The organism is Streptomyces atratus (assembly GCF_040655115.1).
In the GTDB taxonomy this organism is placed as follows: domain Bacteria; phylum Actinomycetota; class Actinomycetes; order Streptomycetales; family Streptomycetaceae; genus Streptomyces; species Streptomyces atratus_D.
The window spans coordinates 262,853-281,784 of the sequence record NZ_JBFAJH010000003.1; the positions used below are offsets into that span (position 1 = coordinate 262,853).

Here is an 18,932-nt window from a genome sequence, read left to right on the forward strand (position 1 = left end):
CGGGCCACCTTACCGGGGGGCCGGGCGTGAACCGCCCCGAACTACGCCGCCCCACTCGGAATTGCGATGGCTGTCACACGTCGTCGACGACCAGCTCGCGCAACCCCTGAGAGATGGCTTTCACCTCGTCCATTTCCCCCGTGGCCACCGCGATGACCAGGCGTTCCGCGGCATCGATGTCGGGACGCAGATCCACCCCGTTCATCGCCAGGAAGGTCACGCACGACAGCCAGGCCGTGCGTTTGTTGCCGTCGAAGAGCGGACGGTTGATCGCCAGGGACTGCAGGAGCGCGGCGGCCTTGTCGATCAGCTCCGGGTACGCCTCCTCGCCGAACATGGCTGCGGAGGGACGGTGCGCCGCCGATTCGAGGAGTCCGGCGTCGCGCACGACGACATGCATGTCCGCGCAGGCATGTTCGGCGATGACGAGGATGTCCTCGGACGTCAGGTAGACACAGGTCACTTGAGCCGGTCCATCAGCTCGCTCCACTTGGCCGCCTGCTCCTTGGCCGTCTTGCGGACGATGGCCTGCTGAGCCGTCCTGGCCAGGTAGTCGTCCACAGCCTGCAGCAGTATGGCGTGCATGCTGGTCCCCTCCTGCTCCGCTCGCTGCTTGAGGGCCTCGGTCTGATCGTCACGGAGACGCAGGTTCATAGCCATACCAAAACGGTACCACCGAGTGGGGCCAGAGTGGTACCACGCGGCACCTAAGGCTTTGTCCTCACCCGCGCCGCCACCCACGCCCCCGCCAGCGCCACTCCCGCCATCGGCAGGAAGACCACCGCGAACGCCCCCGGATGAGACCCCGAGGCCCCCGCCTCCACCGCCCCGTGCACGGCCCCCACCGCACCGCCGCCGAGCGCCGCGAAGGCCGCCCCGCCCGCGGCCAGCAGCAGGACGTTCGACAGCCCGTCGGAGATCTGGAGAGCGGCCGAGTTCGCCCCCGCCTCCTGGGGCGCCGACAGCTTCAGCAGCAGCACGCTCGTCGACGCGATCACCATGCCCATGCCGAAGCACCCGAAGGCCCAGGCCACGGCCACGGTCCAGACCGGCACCGAGTCGATCAGCACGGACGGCGCTGCCGCTATCGAAGCGGCGACCAGCACCATGCCGCCCACCATCAGACGCTCCCGGTACGGTTCCAGGCGCGGCCGGGACTGTACGTACGAACCGAGCGCCCAGGTCCCGCCCCCGGCCGCGAGCGACAGCCCGGCCAGCGTGGGGCTCAGCCCGCGCTGGGTCACCAGCATCAGCGGTACGAACGACTCGGCGGCGATGAACGACCCGGCCGCGACCCCGCGCAGCAGCACCACCGAGGGCAGCCCGCGCGCCGCCCGGCCCGTGCCCGGGGGCAGCAGTCCGCGCACGGCGGGTACGAGCAGAGCGACACCTGCGACGGCCGGAAGCAGCGCGAACCAGTCCCGCTCCTGCCCGGCGTACTGGAGCAGCGCCGCCCCCAGCGAGATCCCGAGCGCGAGAAGGATGCGGCGCCGGTCGTACGGCTCGACGGGCGCCGCGGGATCGGCCGGCCCCGACGCCCGGCGCCGGATCGCGGGCAGCGCGAGCGCCAGCGGGAACACCACGAGGACGGGGATGCCGATGAAGACCCACCGCCACCCCAGGTGCTCGGTCACGCTCCCGGCGGCGAGCGGCCCGACGACGGACGGGATCACCCAGCTCGCGGCGAACGCGGCCATGATCGACGGCCGCAGGTGCTCCGGATACGCCCGGCTGATCACCACGTACAACGCCACGATCACCAGCCCGCCACCGAGCCCCTGCACGGCCCGCCCGGCGATGAACATCCACATGCTGCCCGCCGTACCCGACAGCAGCAGCCCGGCCCCGAACGCGCTGATCCCGGTGGCGAGCGGCGCCAGCGGCCCGCGCCGGTCCGCCCACTGCCCGGACAGGACCATGGCGAACAGGCTGGTGGTGAAGTACGCGGAGAACGCGAACGCGTAGAGCGGGATGCCGTGCAGCTCACGGGCGGCGACCGGCATCGCGGTCCCCACGGCGGTCGCCTCGAAGGCGATCAGGAAGACGACGGAGACGATGCCGACGCTGAGCGCCCGGTAGTCCCGCCCGAGCACCCCGCCGGACGCGGCACCCGGGACGGGCAACGCCGCGTCGGCATCGATCCCGGTGTCGGCGTCGGCGTCGGCGTCTCGTGGTTCCAGGGCACTCATGAGCCCAAGAGTAAGGGGCAAGATCTCAGTTGAGCCCTGTCCCGAGGCGGTCCGCCTCTCGTCCGTTGGTCGTAGGACCGCAGAGCCGATCGTGAACGGAACATGGCAGTCGCGTTGCGGCCCGGCCCGCGCTCTTGAGCAGCGCGGACACCCGCCCCTACGGTCGAACCACGACGAGGAACACACGGCCGTGTGCCCGAGTGGTTCAGGGGCTCGACTGCAACTCGAGTTACACCGGTTCGAATCCGGTCACGGCCTCGCAGACGAAGCCCGCCCGCCCCGGGGAAGTTCCGGGGCGGGCGGCTTTCCCGGGTCCAGGGGGCGCGCCACGGTGTCCGGCGTCCTCCGCCGCGAACCCGGCCGTCCCCGACAGCGTCCTCGCCGACGGCCCGGCCGTCCCCGACAGCGTCCTCGCCGACGGCCCGGCCCTACCGCCGATGGAAGCTCGCGCCGTATTGCTGCCCAGCGTGAACGCCGACAGCCTCCGGGACGAGCTGCGTGCGCACCTCGCCCACGGCAAGCCCGTCGCGGTGACCGAGTACGGAACCTGCGCATACCAGGGCGCGGGAGAGCGCGGCGGCATGGCCTGGCAGGTGCCGCACGGCGCGATGCCGGACGGGGAGGAACAGGTGCGCTACTTCACCGAGCTGCTGAACATCTTCGAGGAGGAAGGCGTGGACACCGCGCTCTGGTTCACCTTCGCCGGTTACAGCAGGCCCAGGGAGCAAGACCTTGGCTCCTACGGCGTCGTCCGGATGCTCGATGAGACCCGCTGGGAACCGAAGAAGGTATTCCACGCAGTGGCGGACAGGTATCAACGTAGCTGAAGCGCCAAGCCCCCAGCCCCCAGCCCCCGGCAGTACCTGCTCTGCAGCGCCCGATCGTCCGTCAGGTCGGGGTGCGGACTGCTCGGAATCGCCGACGCGGCCACTGGAGGGTCTTGACGAAGTTCAGGATGCACGTCCGTCACGCCACCCTGCTGCTGCGCGCGTTGCTGGTGCTGACGAACGCCTAAGTCCACCGGCGACGAACGATCACCGAGACGATGAACGGCCCGACCGGCCAGAGCATCCCACCCGCCACTCACGCCAGACGAATGACCTGCGACTTCAGGATGGAAAATCCTCCGTGACAACGGCTCGAAACGCCCGCGGTCAGCCCGTGACGGCACCCGCCAGGAAGGCGGTCCAGGCGGCGGGGGCGACGGCGAACGTGGGGCCGTCGGTGACCTTGGAATCGCGGACGTGGACGGTGTGGGGGCAAGTGGCGACCTCCACGCAGGCTTCGCCCTCGTTGTTGCTGTAGCTGGACTTGCGCCAGCCGTAGGCGACTTCGACGCAGGCGCCGCCCTCGTTGTTGCTGTAGCTGGACTTGAACCAGAAGAGCTCGGGCCCGGTGGTCACAGTTGCCTCGCCTTCGTTTCGATGATCTCCGCCGACTTCCAGGGGTTGAGCGCCTGGGCCCGGAGGATGCCGAAGAGGTCGAACATGTCGCCCACCTGCTCCGGCCTGGCGATCAACCTATCGCCGCCCTGGCTCTCCGCGAAGACCAGATTGCGGCCTTCCGCCGTACACATCAACTGCATCGGCCCGTTCAATCCCGCGTGCGTGTGCTGATCCGAGGGCATCACCTGCACCGTGAGGTGGTTCATCCGCCGCATGCACTCCAGCAGATGCAGCAGCTGCTCCTTCAGCACCTCTGCGCCGCCGAGCGTCCGGTCCAGGATCGACTCCTCGATGACGAACCCGACGTACGGCGGAGGCTTGCGCATCAGCACCGCCTGCCGTTCCAGCCGCGCCTCGACGTGCCGGACGATCTCGTCCTCGGTGTACGCGGGTTTGCGTGCCCGGTACAGGGCGTACGCGTACGCCTCTGTCTGGAGCAGCCCCGGGATCAGCATCGTCTCGTACGCGCTGACGACCCGCGCCTGCCGTTCCAGCCGCGCCCAGTCCAGGAACTTCGCCGGGTACTTCTCCTCGTCGATCAGCTCGATGCACGCCTTCAGCGCACCGCCCGCGACGAAGACCCGGTCCGCGTCGGCCAGCAGCTCCAGCGTCGGGATGCGCTCCGCCCGCTCGACCGCCCCCATCAGCGACTCCGAGATCAACAGCTTGTCCGCAGCGTCCTTCTGCGTGAACCCCGCCCGTACCCGATGGATACGTATCAGGTCCCCCACAAGCCTCCGCACCTGCGACGGCTCACCACTGGTCCCCACAGCCACCACCACCCTCCCTACATCCCGTCGATGTGGACCGCGTCCTCCTGGTCACGCTACGCAGCCATCGGAATCCTTGGAGTCATGACGAGCGAGAAACGCCCCGAATGGGTACCCGCCGACGGCCACCAACTCCACCTGACCGGCATCCACTTCGACGCCATCCGGCTGCGCGGCGTACGGGGCGAGGCAGTACTGCACCACCTCGGAACCCTCACCGAGGGCGAACCGGGCCCGGTCGTACGGGAGATCGCGGGCGGCCGATGGATGTACTTCCTGATCCCGCCCGGGTCGAGCAAGGAGTACGACTGGCCGCCGGGTGCCAGGTGCTACGGGCCGGCCGCCCGTGACCAGTACGTGGGAATCCCCGCACCGGACGGCAACACCTACCCGCTGAGCTGGCGGTGCGGGGCGCCGCGAGAAGGTGAGTTCGTGGACGTGGAGCTGCTGTACGGGCTGGTGATGGCGCAGCCGGCGCCGGAGGAGGGGTAAGGAGGGACGTACAGCGGGAGGTTGGCGGGCCTGCGGCCCCCTGCTCCGGACCGGCGGAAGGCCGAGCCATCCGCCGTGCACCTCCGCAACGGTGGCGGCGAAATGCGCGTACCCGGTGACCTCACCACCAGGACCCGCGCGGCTGCGCCGCGTCCCTGTCCGCCTGGCCCTGGACGGCCCGGACGGACAGGGAGCCGAAGACCGCCACACCGTGGCATCCGCTATCCGATCGAAGGTCGCACCCGACAGGCTCTCAGCGGGCGCTGTAGGTGTAGACGGCGGTGGAGGCGGCGCACTCGCCGGGCGGGATCATCTCGACACGCAGGGTGCCGGTACGGGCGGCGTAGTCCAGACCTTCGGTCTCGAAGCCGGTTCCGGCGCACGTGGAGCGCTGGGGGAGGGCGAAGAGGACCGAGACATGGCCAGTGACGGGCCTGCCGTCGAGCGCGTGGTCGAGGTCCAGCTGGAACAGCGGGCGCTCCACCGGCCACAGGGACAGGGTGCTGTCGTCGGAGGCGCACACCAGGCGCGTCGCCGAGACGAAGTCACAGCCCTGGATGTCCCGGACCGGGTGGTCGAGGGAGATCCGGCCTGCCTCGGGAAGCTCGCCGCCACCCGCGGGGGCCTCGGCGTTGAAGAGCGGTGCGGGAAAGACCAGGAGCCGGTCCTGCTCGTCCCACTCGCCCGAGACCAGCCACTGCGCGTCGGGAGAGACGGCGGCGAAGGAGTTGTTCATCCGCTCGTCGCCATCCAGTTGGTGCGTGTAGACGAAGCGCTTTCCGCCCGGCGTGGTGACGGCGAACATCTTGGCCGTCGCACCGCCGTTGCCCTGATAGGCGTCGATGATGTGATCGCGGACGATCTCCGGGTCACCGATGTGGGTCCAGCCCTGGTCTCTGAGGTCCTGCGGGATGGAGCCGTTGCCGCGGAAGAGCAGCCTGCTGTTGCTCCAGGACGCCAGGCCCTGGCCGCCGGCGCGCGAGTCGACGTAAGCGGCGCCGGTTTCGGTCCACGTGCCGGTGGGGGACGGGGTGGAGGCGGCGGCGGGTGCCATTCCCGCGGCGGCGAGGGTGAGCGCCCCGAGGAGCACGAGGAACTTCTTCATGGCTTGTCAGCCCTCCGTCTTGATGAAGATCGGGTTGGTGTAGAACCACGTGTCGAGCCAGGGGTCGCCGTCGCCCGGCATGTGCGGTACCGGTCCGTTGGGGTCGTTCGAGGCGCCCAGGTAGCCTGCCCCGTTGCGCTTGCCGTCGCTGCCGCGCAGCCGCAGATAGCAGGACTCCTCCACCGGCCCGACCGGGATGGTGAGGGTGTACGTCCCGGTGCGTTCCGACACGTGGGAGGTGTGCATCACCCGGGTGTCCGGTGCCCGCCACTCGTCGCGGTCGGCGACGGGTCCGCGCACCGCACCGCGGATCACGTCGACGTGCGCGAGCTGCGGGAGTTCGCCGTACGGGTTGCGGCGGGTCGACGTCGTCACCTTGACGGTCAAAGTGAGCTGCTCGCCGCGCCGGACGTGCAGCCGGCCGCCGAGCGTGGTGCCGCGGCCGGTGCCGTTCTCGCCGTGCAGCCGCACGTCGAGGCCGTCGATGAGGTGGCCGTGGTCGACCCACACCCGGCCGGCCCTCAGTCCGGCCATGACGTCCCGGTAGCCGTACTTGGTGACGCCGACGTGGGTACGGCTGAACTGGCCGGGCCAGAAGTCACCGCCCGGCTGCGGTTCGGCCGTGTTCACCGGATCCGGGAGATGGCCGGTGTTGTCGAAGTTCTGGCCGGGCAGCCAGTCGCCGTTCTTCCAGGTGTCGTACGCGACCCGGTGGACGTCGGAGTTGGACGTGATGGTGAACAGCCTGCCCTCGGCCAGCATCGCGTCCCACAGGCCGCCGACCGTCGCAGTCGCCCAGTCGAAGCCGCCGTAGGTGACGTACGCCTCGCGCGGATAGCCCGGCCAGGAGTTCCCCGACGGGGAGTTCGTGTACTCGCCGCGGATGCTGTTCGGCCCCGCCCAGCCCGGGAACGCGCCGGCCTGGGCGCCCGGGGCGCCCTCCATGCCGATCATGATCTCGGGAGCCGCGTCCCGCCAGTTGCGCATCTCGTGCGGGGAGTCGATGCCAAGACGCATCGGGTGGTTGGCGAAGACCAGCACGTCGTCGACGTAACCGGTACGACGCTGTTCTGCCAGCCACTGGAGGGCCTTGACGGCGTGCGCCTCGTTGCGCGCAGTGTCGGGGTCGGCGGGGCCGCCCGCGGTGTAGCCGAGGAGCTTGCCGTCGTAGGCGGTCTCGAACCGGGTGAGGAGGTCGACCTCATGCCGTCCGGGCGGCGAGAAGACGGTGCAGTGCTCGGCGCCGGGGATGTACCACTCCAGGCCCTGGAAGATCAGCATGCGCTTGTTGTCGGCCCGGGCCTTGAGGATCTCCTGGTGTTCCCGAGCGGCACCGAACTCGGCGTGGCCGAAGTTGCTGTGCTCCGTGAAGACCATCCAGTCCAGGCCGTACCTCTCGCCTGCGGCTGCCAGTTGGGAGAACGTGTACTTCGCGTCGTGGCTGTAGACGGTGTGGTTGTGGTGGTCGCCGACCAGGTAGACGAGGTCGGGGTCGTTGCCGCCGACCGGGGGAGGCGTCCAGGCGTACGCCGCGGTGGACGGCAGCAGCGAGCCGGCCGCGAACGCTGCGCCGAACAGACCGGCGCGACGCAGGAGTCCGCGGCGGCTGAGGGACTGGGCGTCGAGTGACGTCGTGGGGGTCTGCGGATCGGCCCATTTGGGCAGGGGGTGGCGCTGTGCGGGCATGGTGGGCGTGTCTTTCCTCTTCGGAGGTGAGCAACGGGTGCTGAAACGAAATGACGGTGCGGTCCGTGTAGTGGGTGCCCGGTGCGACCGGCCCCGTCGGCCGGAGCGGGAACCGCATGGGGCGGGTACCGATGTCGCGGTGGGCGACGCCGGCGTGGATCACCGGCGGTCGATCGATGTCGGTTCGTCGTGGTGCGTGGCACTGCCGTCGGACAAGTGCCGTTCGAAGAGAGGGCCGTCGGACCGGGATTGGCTCGCGTACGAGCGGGTCGGCGCACCTCATGAGGGCGGTCCGCTTCAGCCACTCGGTGGGCCGCTTCCGATCGGCGCACGCTATCGGCTAAGCGCCGGACGGGGGGTTCATGCGATTCATGCCTCGCAGGTTGGTTGTGCGGTCAAACCGGAGCAGGCCGCCCGCGATGAAGACGTCGACCTTCGGGATGTCGCCGAAGCCCCCGCCGTATGCCCGGCGGCGGCCGCCGACGGCCGCTCCCTTCAGTTACGCGCAACGGGCGGCCTCCCCGTGGGACAGCTGTCCGCCGACGGCTGCAGCATCCCGCGATCCGGTAGCGCCCCGGTGAATCCGCCCTGAAAGCCGGGGATGAGCCAGGTGACGGTCCGGCGCCTGCCGGAACCCTGCCGGCGTCCTGCACGGTTCCGGCCCCGTCCCCGCCCCGCTCCCTGCGTCGCGTTCCTTCGCCAAATGGGACAAGATCTCCGCCGACCCCAGGCTCTGCAAGGCCGTCGCCGACCGAATCACGGACCTTGTGAACGGCCTCGGCCCCCTGCCCGAACAGATAACTGTCCACCCCGATGTCGGCTACGGCAGTGCCCATTGCCGCACCCTGCTCGCCCGACGTCAGCTGCACGGACGGATCGCCCGCAAGGGCGAGAAGGCACCGATCCAGGCCGGCTGGCGGTGGCATGCGGAGCGTGCTCTGCCGGTCAGAACGTACTCCACCGTCTCGCACGCTGCGCCGAGCGTCGCACCATCGTCATCGACGCCTTCTTCGACCTCGCCGGCACCATCGTCATCGTCGGCACAGCCTCATCCGCCGGGCATGGAACGCTCACCGCCGGCACCCCACCACCGGCCCTGAACAGCGTCTGAAACGATCAGTTGGTCAGCAGCGGCGACAGTGTGCACCTCCGGGTTGCAGGTGCGACCCGGATCACGCCATCCGTGCAGGGCTCAGGACTTGGGGGCCGCCACCGCCGCCTGGGGCCTGATGGGGAGGCGGTTGATCGGGCGGCCGGTGGCGGATCGTACGGCTGCGGCTACGGCGGCCGGGGAGGTGACCACGGGGATCGCCGAGGCGGGCTTGGCGCCGAAGGGGGCTACCACGTCGCGTTCTTCGACGAGTTTGACGATGCGGATGTTTGGGGCGTCCAGGGCGGTCGGGAGCGCGTAGCCGGTGAGGTCGGGGTGGCGGATCAGGCCGCGGGCGCTACGGAGGTTCTCGGTGAGGGCGGCGCCGATGCCCTGGGTGATGCCCGCCTCGATACGGGTCGTCAGCTGGGACGGGTTGAGGATCCGACCGACGTCCTGGGCGACCGCCATCTCCACGACCCGTACGGAGCCGAGTTCGATGTCGACGTCCACGACGGCGCGGATCGCGCAGAAGGCGAGGCCGACGAAGGCGTCGCCCTGGCCCGACTCGTCCAGGGGTTCGGTCGGGTGGGGGCGGCACTGGGCGGTGGCCCAGAGTTCCTTGCCGTCCATCGCTTCCGTGACCGTCGTGGACAGCACCCCGTCGTACGAGGTGATCTTGCCGCCGGCGATCTGCAGCAGCTCCGTGGACATGCCGAACTTGTGGGCCAGGGGCTGCAGAAGCTGAGTACGGACCATCTTCGCGGCGCGTTCCACCGCTCCGGCGGAGACCCAGGTGTGGCGCCCGTGTGTGGCGGGACCCGCCGGGGGCTGGTCGGTGTCGACCGCGGCCACGTGGACCTCTTCGATGCCCAGGGTCTCCTGGACGACTTGGCGGGCCAGGGTGCTGAAGCCCTGGCCGGTTTCGACCGCGGCGCAGATGACCGTGGCGACGCCGTTGTGGACCCTGACCGTGGCCGTGGAGACCTCGTCCGTGCCTTCGGCTCCGAGCATGTGGACCATGCCGAGTGCGTAGCCGACGCCGCGGCGCACCGCGCCCGGTTCGCCCGCGCCCTCCGGGCCGCCCGGGAGCAGCCAGTCGTCCTCCGGGGAGTCCTTGGGGAGAGCGGGGAGGGGGAAGTCCCGCACGGATTGCAGGAGTTCGGTCACCGGTGCCGGGCAGGTCACCGTCTGGCCGGTGGGCAGGATGTCGCCGGTGGACAGGGCGTTACGCAGGCGCAGTTCGGCCGGGTCGATGCCCAGCTTGGCGGCCAGCTTGTCCATCTGGCCCTCGTACGCCGCGCAGACCTGCATGGCGCCCTCGCCGCGCACATGGCCGGACGGCGGGTTGTTCGTACGGACCGCCCAGCCCTCGATGAAGGCGTGCGGGACGACGTACGGACCGCAGGCGAACGCGACTGCGGCGGCCAGCGACTCGGACGAGGCGTCGGCGTACGCGCCCGCGTCGAGGAGGATCTGCGCCTCGACCTTGACCAGCCTGCCTTCGGCGTCCGCGTGGTGGCGGTAGCGGAGCAGCGTCGGGTGGCGGTGGGCGTGGCCGAGGAAGGACTCCTCGCGGGTGGCGGCCAGTTTGACCGGGCAGCCGGTGCGCAGGGCGAGCAGGCCGAGAGGGAGCTGGAAGCCCGGGTCCTCGCGGTCGCCGGTCGCGCCGGGGACACCGGTGACGACGATCTTCACCCGGTCCGGTTCGAGGCCGAAGCAGGCGGCGGCGAGGTCGCGGTCGGTGTGCGGGTCGGTGGAGGCGGTGTAGATCTCCACTCCGCCGTCGGGGCGCGGCACGGCGAGGCCGGCCTCGGCGCCGATCGGGGCGGGGTCCTGGCGGCCGATGCGGTACAGGCCCTCGACGATGACGTCGCCCGTGACGTCCGGGTCGCCGTAGCGCAGCGGGATGTGGCGGATGAGGTTGCCGTCGGGGTGCAGGGGCTCGGCCTCGAAGGCCTTCTCCGGGTCGATGACCGGTTCGAGGACCTCGTACTCGACGACGATCGCCGCCGCGGCGAGGCGGGCCGTGTCGGGGTGGTCGGCGGCGACCGCGGCGATCGGTTCGCCGTGGTGGCGGACCAGTTCGGAGGCGAAGACGGGGCGGTCGACCACCCGGCGTCCGTACGCCCCGTCCCCGGGAACGTCCTCGTAGGTGACGACCGCACGTACGCCGGGCATCTCAGCGGCGCCCGTGGTGTCGATGGACAGGATGCGGGCGTGCGGGTGGGGGGAACGGAGCACGGCCGCCCAGAGCAGTCCCTCGGCCCAGAGGTCGGCCGCGTACGGGAAGGTGCCCTCGGTCTTGGCGCGGGCGTCGGCGGGCGGCAGCGAGGCGCCGAGGCCGAGTACGGGCGGCTCGGCTCCGGGGCCGTCCACCGGCGGAATGGTGAGCGCCGTGTGGGTCGCGGTGGCTGCGTCGTTGCTCACGCCATGCCTCCGTCCTGCAGATGGGGCTGGACACTACCGGCACCGGGCGCTGCCTGGTGCGGGATACGGGCCTCGGTGGAATGCGCGTCCCCGGACGAGGCGGCGGCGCCGGGCGCCGTGTCCGCCTCACCGCTTGCCTCGCGGCCCGCGATGACCTGGCTCACGGCGTCCAGGACGCCGCGGTAGCCGGAGCAGCGGCAGAGGTTGCCGCAGAGCGCCTGGCGGGTCTCCAGTTCGCTGGGGGCGTGGTTGCCCTCCAGCAGGTCATGGACGGTCATGGCCATGCCGGGGATGCAGAAGCCGCACTGGACGGCGCCGCAGTCGGCCAGGGCACGCTGCACGTCGGACGGTTCGCCGTCGACGGCCAGGCCCTCGACCGTACGGACCTCGCTGCCCGCCGCGGTGGCCGCGGGGACCAGGCAGGAGACGACGAGGCGGCCGTCGACCTGGACGCTGCAGGCGCCGCACTCGCCCTGCGAGCAGCCGTCCTTGGCTCCGGCGAGGCCGAGGCGCTCGCGGAGCACGTAGAGCAGGGACTCGCCGATCCAGGCGTCCGTGACGGGGCGGTCGGCGCCGTTCACATGCAGGACGTAGGAGGCGGACGGGTGCTCGCTGGTGGTGTCGGGGGGTGTGTCGAGGGGGGCCTCGAAAATGGTCTCGTGAGGAGGGTCGGTGGTGAGGGCCTGCTCGGGGGTGGCCGTGGTGTCGGCCGCGGGTTCCGCCAGGGGCTCGGGGGCCGTCTCCGACGCGGTGGCGTCCGGGGCCGGGAGCTGCGTCAAGTCCGTGCCGAGCGCCGGGGTGTCCGCCGCGCCCTCCGCAGCCGTCCCGACCGTCTCGGGGACCTCGGGAGCCTCCGGCTGCGTCGCCCACGGTCCGGACGCCGGGGTGTCCGCCGCGCCCTCCGCAGCCGTCCCGACCGTCTCGGGAGCCTCCGGCTGTGTCGCCCACGGTGCGGGCGCGCCGCCCGGCAGCGTGGCCGGTGGTGTCCGGTCCGCGTACCACTCGGACGCCAGGGCCGAGGCCGCGAACTCGCCGGACTCCTCCGGCAGGTCGCCATCGGCGACCGGGACCGTCCACCGGCCGGTGTGGCCGGGCGTCTCGGCGGCCGTCGCCCCGGCGAGGTTCCACTGGCCGGTCGAGGCCGATGACTCGGCCTGCTGCGGGTACTGCTCGTGCTGCGGGTACTGCTCGTGCTGCGGGTACTCCTGGAGCTGCTGGTGCTGCTCGTTCGGGTCCGGCCAGTGCACCGCGCCCGTCGCCTGCTGCTCCGTCTCCTGGTCCTGCGTGCTCTGCGTCCGCACGACCCAGCTGCCCGTCGCCGCCGGGTCGAGCCCGGCCGCGGGGGTCAGCGGCAGGATCATCGGCGGTACGTAGCCCTGGCCGGGCGCGGCCAGCGGAATGTTCGCCAGGTCCTCCGGCGGCAGCTGGACGAAGGCGGTCGCCTCGGCGTCGTACTCGCCGCCCTGCGCGGTCGGTTGCCAGCCGCCGTGCTGGTCGGCGGGGCCCTCGTTGTTCCTGTTGTCGGCGTTGCCGTTGCTCACGACAGTGCCCTCCCCAGCGCGCGTCGGGCGAGCGCGGCGACCGTGCGCCGCAGATGAAGTACGGCGGGGGGCAGCGATGGCGCCTCTCCCCCGTCGGCGGGCGGCGGCTGGTCCGGGATGCAGGCGGCGGCGACGTACTCGCCGAAGGCGGCCAGCGCGTCGGGCGCCAGGCCCCGTTCACCGTCCCAGTCGATCAGGGAGGCGATCCAGCGCTCGGCCTCCAGCGGACGCAGCGGCATCGGTGCGATCGCGCCGACCGCGCAGCGCACCCCGCGCCTGGCCGGGTCGAGGACGATCGCGACGGATGCGGTGGCGCGGCCGGGGCCGGTGCGGCCGGTCGCCTTGAAGAAGACCTGGGGGGCGTGCAGCAGCGGTACGCGGACGAAGGCGATCAACTCCGCGGGTTCGAGCATCTCCCGGCCGGCCAGCAGGTGCGAGACGGGGATCTCGCGGCGGGCACCGCCGGGGCCCGCGATGACGAGCTCCGCCTCCAGGGCGGCAAGCACGGGGAGGGCGTCGCCGGCCGGGGCGGCGGTGGCGATGTTGCCGCCGAGCGTCCCGGCGTTACGGATCTGGGGCGGGCCCGCGGCGCGCGCGGACGCGGCCAGGGCGGGGATCAGGGCGGCGAAGTCGGGCCGGCCCATGCGTGCGTGGGTGAGTCCGGCGCCGAGCAGGGCGTGACCGTCCTGGTAGTGCCAGCCGCGGAGTTCGCTGATACGGCCGAGGCCGACGAGTCCGGAGGGGCGCAGCAGCCCCTTGTTGACGGCCGACATCAGGTCCGTGCCGCCGGCCACAGGAACGGCGGCGGGCATGGCGCCGAGCGCCGCCACAGCCTCCTCGAGCGAGGCGGGCAGCGTCACCGTCTGCGTCGCCTGCGGTGCGTGCGTGGTCAACCCAGCTGCCCCTTCCCGGTGTCCCGGCGTCCCGCTTGTTTCGCCGTACGGTACGTGCTCAAAGCCGGGACGTGGCAACTCTGGCACATCTTCCGATCGGACCGACGCGAGGGTCCGCGAAGGGCGCATCCGCACCTGACCTGGTAGATGCTCCCGTTTCGCTCCCTCTGTGCGCAGAGCGCGAATTGCCACCCTTCGGTAAGCCTTGTACGACTTATTCCCTTCCAGGGATGCGCGGTTCCGGCAGGGCCGGTGCGAACGCTTCCGGCCACCACGGTCCCAGGAACCGCGGTGGCCGGGCGCCCGTCCGCGAGCGGGATCACACGTTCGGGGGCGCACCCTCGATCGGGCGTCCGAGGACGCCGGGGCGCTTCTGCCACGGCAACGGGCCGCCCGGCGGGCGGTAATCGACGCCGAGCACGTCAAGTCGGGCGTAGTGCGCGGTCATCCGGCGCTCGAAGTCGGCGAAGTCCCGGTCGACGGGGGCGGGCAGTGCCGACCAGGCGACCTCCGCGAACGCCGCGAGCCGCGGAAAGACCTGGTAGTCGACGCGGGACCGGTTCTGCATGACCTCGGTCCACACGTTGGCCTGGGTGCCCAGGATGTGACGGATCGCCTCGTCGCTCAGGCCCGGCGGTACGGGTTCGAAGCGGTAGACGTCCTCCAGGGTGCGTACGTACCCGATGGGCATCGGCTCGTCGGGGCCGCCGTGCTGACGGTGGTCCAGATAGACCTGCTGCTCCGGGCACATCACGACGTCGTGGCCGGCCTCGGCGGCGGCGATGCCACCCGCGTACCCGCGCCACGACGACACCGCCGCGCCGTCCGCGAGGCCGCCTTCGAGGATCTCGTCCCAGCCGATGAGGCGGCGGCCGCGCGCGGTGAGCCAGCTGTCGAAGTGCCTGATGAACCAGGACTGCAGCTCGTCCTCGTCGGCCAGGCCGAGTTCCTTGATCCGGGCCTGGGCGGCCGGGGACGCCTTCCACTGGTCCTTGGGACATTCGTCGCCACCGATGTGGATGAACGGCGAGGTGGCGGCCGGGAAGAGATCGAGGATCTCCTCGAAGACACCCTCGTAGAAGCGGAGGGTGTCGTCGGTGGGGGCGAGCACGTTCGGAGTGACGCCCCAGGTGTCCCGGACGGTAAGGGCGGTGGTGTCGATGACGTCGGTGTTGCCCAGTTCCGGGTAGGCGCTGATGGCAGCCTGCGAGTGGCCCGGGATGTCGATCTCGGGGACGACACGGATATGCCGCTCGGCGGCGTACGCGACGATCTCCCGGATGTCGTCCTGCGTGTAGTGACCGCCGTACGGGGTCTCGTCCCACAGCTCCGACGCCCGGTGCCCGTGCTTGGTACGGGTGCGCCAGGAACCGATCCCGGTGAGCTTCGGGAAGCGCTTGATCTCCACGCGCCAGCCCTGGTCGTCGGTGAGGTGGAGGTGGAAGACGTTCAGCTTGTGGACGGCGAGGAGGTCGAGGTAGCGCAGGACGTCGTCCTTGGGCAGGAAGTGCCGTGAGACGTCGAGCATCAGGCCGCGCCAGGAGAACCGGGGGCGGTCCTCGACGACGCAGCCGGGGACGCGCCACTGCCGCTCCGGGTCGACGGGTGCCCGCCGGTAGGCATCGGGGCCCAGGAGCTGGCGCAGGGTCTGCGTACCCCAGTGGACTCCGGCCGCGCCGCCGCCCAGCACGGTGACGCCGTCGCCGTCCACGGACAGCCGGTAGCCCTCGCGGCCCAGCTCCGCGGCCACCTCGGGGTCGGTCCGCAGGCGGATCGCGTTCCCGTTCCCGCCCTTGCCCGGCGCCAACCGCAGACCGGTCGCGGCGGCGAGGTCGCCGCACAGTTGGCGTGCGACGCGCTCCGTGCCGGGTTCCCCGACGACGACGGTGTCCTGATCAAGAACGAAGCCGGCCGTGTAGTTCGTGGCGCGCAGCGGCGCCGGAATCAGACCCTCGATGTCCATGACGTCAGTCCTTGACCGCTCCGCCCGGTTCCGGGACCCGGCATCGCTGTACGAGTACGAAGAAGACCAGTAACAGCCTCCCCCGTTCCCTGTCGTGGGGAGGCCGTAAGGGGATGGCCGTCGCCGTCGAGGGTATGCCGCAGTGGATCGACCGGTCCGGGGATCCCGGGTGTCGCGGGGTCCGTCGGGCGACGGCGGGATGTCGCGCGGACGTGCGCAACCCCGACGCAGGCCCGCGGCAAGGGCCGCGCCCCCACCCACGGCTCTCCCGAACGGTACGCCGAGCGTTCGTCACCCGCGGTGGGTCGGGTCAGCACGTGGGGAGTCGTCGGGGAGCCATCCGGTTCGGGGCCACCGAACTCGGCCGGACCCGATGGAGGCTCGGCCGGCGGTATCCCGTGAGTGAGAGAGGGGCGCCGGTACGGCCCGCGCACCGCACACGGAATTGCGGCTGCACGCAAAACCCCCGGGGCACGCGTCAGCGCGCTCCGGGGGCCCCGGCCCGAACGGTCTGCGGACGGACTAATTCTTGTCCTTGCCGCCCTTGCCCTTGTCCTTGTCGCCACCGGCGCCCATGGACTCGTAGATCTCCTTGCACATGGGACAGACCGGATACTTCTTGGGGTCGCGCCCCGGCACCCAGACCTTCCCGCACAGTGCGACCACGGGGGTGCCCTCCAGGGCACTCGCCATGATCTTGTCCTTCTGGACGTAATGGGCGTAGCGCTCGTGGTCGCCGTCGCCGCTCGACACCTGCGGCGTCGGCTCTACGAGGGTCCCCGTACCTGCCCCGCGCTCGGGCTCAAGAGTGCTCATAACAGCCAGGGTACTGAAAGCCCCGCGGTTCAGTTGAGCGAAGGGTCGTCCGGGTAGGTCGCGATCATGGCGAGTTCGCTGCGCTGACGGCGCAGGACCGCCCGCCACAGATGTTCCGGACGCGGCGAGGACACGTCTCCGGGCTCCGACTCCACGACGTACCAGGCGCCCTCGGTCAGCTCCGTCTCCAGCTGCCCGGGGCCCCAGCCCGCGTACCCCGCGAAGATCCGCAGCGAGCCGAGCGCCGCGGCCAGCAGCTCCGGCGGCGCCTCCAGGTCCACCAGGCCGATCGCCCCGTACACCCTGCGCCAGCCGAGCGGCCCCTCGTCGCCGGGGATCACCGCGACGCCGAGCGCCGCGTCGAGGGAGACCGGACCGCCCTGGAAGACGACGTCCGGTTCGCCGGTCAGGCCGGCCCAGGACTCGAGGATGTCGCCGACGCCGACCGGGGTCGGGCGGTTCAGGACGACGCCGAGTGAGCCCTCCTCGTCGTGGTCGAGGAGCAGCACCACCGCGCGGTCGAAATTCGGGTCCGCCAGGGTGGGTGTGGCCACGAGCAGTCGCCCTGTGAGCGAGGACACCTCGGTCATGGCAGAAATGATCCCGCATCTTCGCCCTCCGTGGGGACCAAGTGACGCGTCGGCTCGGCGCGGGGAGCCCGCGTGCACCTCAGGGCTCACGGGTTCGCGGAGAGCGCACAGCCCGGGAGTCTTGCGGACGGTGACCCTCCGCAAGACTCGGTGAGCAGAGCGTGTTGTGGCTGATTCATGACGTTCCTACACCCCCCGGCGCCTTATGGAACCGGGGTGGAAGGCCATTACCCTTTCGGTTGGCCCCCTGCCCGACCACTCCGGAACGCGAGATTCATGACCGGCACAGACGATGTCCTGCTTGTCCACGGCGGAACCCCGCTGGAGGGCGAGATCCGCGTCCGAGGCGCCAAGAACCTGGTGCCGAAGGCAATGGTCGCCGCGCTGCTCGGCAGCGGGCCCAGCCGACTGCGCAACGTGCCCGACATCCGCGATGTGCGCGTCGTGCGGGGGCTGCTGCAGCTCCACGGTGTGACGGTCCGCCCCGGTGACGAGCCGGGCGAGCTGATCCTGGACCCCACCCATGTCGAGAGCGCCAACGTCGCCGACATCGATGCCCACGCGGGCTCGTCGCGCATCCCGATCCTGTTCTGCGGCCCGCTGCTGCACCGGCTGGGCCACGCCTTCATCCCGGGACTCGGCGGCTGCGACATCGGCGGACGGCCGATCGACTTCCACTTCGACGTGCTCCGCCAGTTCGGCGCGACGATCGAGAAGCGGGCCGACGGCCAGTACCTGGAGGCCCCGCAGCGGCTGCGCGGCACGAAGATCCGGCTGCCGTACCCGTCGGTGGGCTCCACCGAGCAGGTGCTGCTGACGGCGGTGCTCGCCGAGGGGGTCACCGAGCTGTCCAACGCGGCCGTGGAGCCGGAGATCGAGGACCTCATCTGCGTACTGCAGAAGATGGGCGCGATCATCTCCATGGACACCGACCGGACCATCCGGATCACGGGCGTCGACCGGCTCGACGGGTACACGCACCGGGCGATCCCGGACCGCCTGGAGGCGGCCTCCTGGGCGTCCGCGGCGCTGGCGACCGAGGGCAACATCTACGTACGGGGCGCACAGCAGCGCTCGATGATGACGTTCCTCAACACCTTCCGCCGGGTCGGCGGTGCCTTCGAGATCGACGACGAGGGCATCCGCTTCTGGCACCCGGGCGGCGCGCTGAACGCCATTGCCCTGGAGACGGACGTGCACCCCGGCTTCCAGACGGACTGGCAGCAGCCGCTCGTCGTGGCGCTGACACAGGCCACGGGACTGTCCATCGTCCACGAGACGGTGTACGAGTCCCGGCTCGGGTTCACCTCCGCGCTCAACCAGATGGGCGCGCACATCCAGCTCTACCGCGAGTGCCTGGGCGGCTCCGACTGCCGCTTCGGCCAGCGGAACTTCCTGCACTCGGCGGTCGTCTCCGGCCCGACGAAGCTGCAGGGCGCGGATCTGGTCATCCCTGACCTGCGTGGCGGTTTCTCGTACCTGATCGCCGCGCTCGCGGCACAGGGGACGTCGCGGGTGCACGGGATCGATCTGATCAACCGTGGCTACGAGAACTTCATGGAGAAGCTGGAGAAGCTCGGGGCGAAGGTCGAGCTGCCGGGCGGCTCGCTGGTCTGACGGCTGAGAGTCTGCCGGGTGACCTTCGATCGGAGAGCGGACGCGGCATGGTGCGTGCGATTCCAAGGCGCCGGGAGGGCCTCGGACGGGGACTCCCCTGCTCGAACGAAGCTGAGAGCTCGGGGAAGGAGCCACTAGGCCATTTCGGCAACACCGGAAGCGTGCGTGCCAGGGCGTGGCCGCCCGATCAGAGGTCACCCGACAGGCTCTGAGGGCCGGAACGGGGGTGGGGGGGGGCGGCCCCCCCCCCCCCCCCCCCCGCCACCCGCGCAGGTACGAGGCCCCCCCCGCCGCACGCAGCGGCC

General features: G+C 71.1%; 17 protein-coding genes and 1 tRNA gene. 5 read left to right on the forward strand and 13 right to left on the reverse strand.

Going from position 1 to position 18,932, the window contains the following annotated elements:
* Nucleotides 1-73: 73 nt before the first annotated feature.
* From AB0I23_RS06390 to AB0I23_RS06400, 3 genes are read right to left on the reverse strand one after another with little or no spacing between them, the layout of a single operon-like run.
* On the reverse strand, nt 74-463 hold the full coding sequence (locus tag AB0I23_RS06390) for a type II toxin-antitoxin system death-on-curing family toxin (RefSeq protein ID WP_359107354.1): 390 nt from the start codon (nt 461-463) through the stop codon (nt 74-76).
* The gene (locus AB0I23_RS06395; protein ID WP_327274949.1) at nt 460-660 is read right to left on the reverse strand and encodes a ribbon-helix-helix protein, CopG family; all 201 of its coding nucleotides are present in this window, start codon (nt 658-660) and stop codon (nt 460-462) included. The genes AB0I23_RS06390 and AB0I23_RS06395 overlap by 4 nt, the downstream gene beginning before the upstream one ends.
* Nucleotides 661-707: 47 nt before the next feature.
* On the reverse strand, nt 708-2,189 hold the full coding sequence (locus tag AB0I23_RS06400) for an MFS transporter (protein ID WP_359107356.1): 1,482 nt from the start codon (nt 2,187-2,189) through the stop codon (nt 708-710).
* Between the two features lie 186 nt (nt 2,190-2,375).
* Here AB0I23_RS06400 and AB0I23_RS06405 point away from each other — a divergent pair.
* Nucleotides 2,376-2,447: transfer RNA gene (locus AB0I23_RS06405), tRNA-Cys, on the forward strand.
* A gap of 209 nt (nt 2,448-2,656) precedes the next feature.
* The gene (locus AB0I23_RS06410) at nt 2,657-3,016 is read left to right on the forward strand and encodes a hypothetical protein (protein WP_359107358.1); all 360 of its coding nucleotides are present in this window, start codon (nt 2,657-2,659) and stop codon (nt 3,014-3,016) included.
* A 327-nt stretch (nt 3,017-3,343) separates the two neighbouring features.
* Here the strand turns inward: AB0I23_RS06410 and AB0I23_RS06415 are convergent, their stop codons facing one another.
* Nucleotides 3,344-3,592: a DUF397 domain-containing protein gene (locus AB0I23_RS06415; protein ID WP_359107360.1), complete on the reverse strand. Its 249-nt coding sequence runs from the start codon at nt 3,590-3,592 to the stop codon at nt 3,344-3,346.
* Nucleotides 3,589-4,365, reverse strand: a complete 777-nt coding sequence (locus tag AB0I23_RS06420; protein ID WP_359107362.1) for a helix-turn-helix domain-containing protein — start codon at nt 4,363-4,365, stop codon at nt 3,589-3,591. The genes AB0I23_RS06415 and AB0I23_RS06420 overlap by 4 nt, the downstream gene beginning before the upstream one ends.
* Nucleotides 4,366-4,488: 123 nt before the next feature.
* On the opposite strand from AB0I23_RS06420, the gene AB0I23_RS06425 reads away from it, so the two are divergent.
* Nucleotides 4,489-4,896: a hypothetical protein gene (locus AB0I23_RS06425; RefSeq protein WP_359107364.1), complete on the forward strand. Its 408-nt coding sequence runs from the start codon at nt 4,489-4,491 to the stop codon at nt 4,894-4,896.
* Between the two features lie 253 nt (nt 4,897-5,149).
* On the opposite strand, the gene AB0I23_RS06430 is transcribed toward AB0I23_RS06425, so the two are convergent.
* Together AB0I23_RS06430 and AB0I23_RS06435 are read right to left on the reverse strand one after the other, a co-directional pair.
* Complete coding sequence (locus AB0I23_RS06430) at nt 5,150-6,001, reverse strand: hypothetical protein (protein ID WP_359107366.1); 852 nt, start codon at nt 5,999-6,001, stop codon at nt 5,150-5,152.
* 6 nt (nt 6,002-6,007) lie between these two features.
* The gene (locus tag AB0I23_RS06435; protein ID WP_359107368.1) at nt 6,008-7,687 is read right to left on the reverse strand and encodes a PHP domain-containing protein; all 1,680 of its coding nucleotides are present in this window, start codon (nt 7,685-7,687) and stop codon (nt 6,008-6,010) included.
* Between the two features lie 919 nt (nt 7,688-8,606).
* On the opposite strand from AB0I23_RS06435, the gene AB0I23_RS06440 reads away from it, so the two are divergent.
* Nucleotides 8,607-8,798 carry a hypothetical protein gene (locus AB0I23_RS06440; RefSeq protein ID WP_359107370.1) on the forward strand — a complete coding sequence of 64 codons (192 nt, stop codon included), beginning with the start codon at nt 8,607-8,609 and terminating at the stop codon, nt 8,796-8,798.
* An 81-nt stretch (nt 8,799-8,879) separates the two neighbouring features.
* Here AB0I23_RS06440 and AB0I23_RS06445 read toward each other — a convergent pair whose 3' ends face one another.
* The 6 genes from AB0I23_RS06445 to AB0I23_RS06470 form a co-directional block, all read right to left on the reverse strand.
* Nucleotides 8,880-11,207: a xanthine dehydrogenase family protein molybdopterin-binding subunit gene (locus AB0I23_RS06445; protein ID WP_359107372.1), complete on the reverse strand. Its 2,328-nt coding sequence runs from the start codon at nt 11,205-11,207 to the stop codon at nt 8,880-8,882.
* Nucleotides 11,204-12,748 (reverse strand): 2Fe-2S iron-sulfur cluster-binding protein, encoded by a 1,545-nt coding sequence (locus AB0I23_RS06450; RefSeq protein WP_359107374.1) that lies wholly within the window; start codon nt 12,746-12,748, stop codon nt 11,204-11,206. Before AB0I23_RS06450 ends, AB0I23_RS06445 begins: the two co-directional genes overlap by 4 nt.
* Nucleotides 12,745-13,641: an FAD binding domain-containing protein gene (locus AB0I23_RS06455; protein WP_359107376.1), complete on the reverse strand. Its 897-nt coding sequence runs from the start codon at nt 13,639-13,641 to the stop codon at nt 12,745-12,747. Before AB0I23_RS06455 ends, AB0I23_RS06450 begins: the two co-directional genes overlap by 4 nt.
* A gap of 319 nt (nt 13,642-13,960) precedes the next feature.
* A complete protein-coding gene (locus AB0I23_RS06460; protein ID WP_359107378.1) occupies nt 13,961-15,604 on the reverse strand; it encodes a beta-N-acetylhexosaminidase in 1,644 nt (547 codons plus the stop codon).
* Between the two features lie 522 nt (nt 15,605-16,126).
* Nucleotides 16,127-16,420, reverse strand: a complete 294-nt coding sequence (locus AB0I23_RS06465) for a DUF3039 domain-containing protein (protein ID WP_352262647.1) — start codon at nt 16,418-16,420, stop codon at nt 16,127-16,129.
* 29 nt (nt 16,421-16,449) lie between these two features.
* Nucleotides 16,450-17,010, reverse strand: coding sequence for a YqgE/AlgH family protein (locus AB0I23_RS06470; protein ID WP_359107380.1), 561 nt, complete (start codon nt 17,008-17,010; stop codon nt 16,450-16,452).
* A 276-nt stretch (nt 17,011-17,286) separates the two neighbouring features.
* On the opposite strand from AB0I23_RS06470, the gene murA reads away from it, so the two are divergent.
* Entirely contained in the window at nt 17,287-18,627 is a 1,341-nt protein-coding gene (gene murA, locus AB0I23_RS06475; protein WP_037692423.1) for a UDP-N-acetylglucosamine 1-carboxyvinyltransferase, read from the forward strand.
* Nucleotides 18,628-18,932 lie beyond the last annotated feature (305 nt).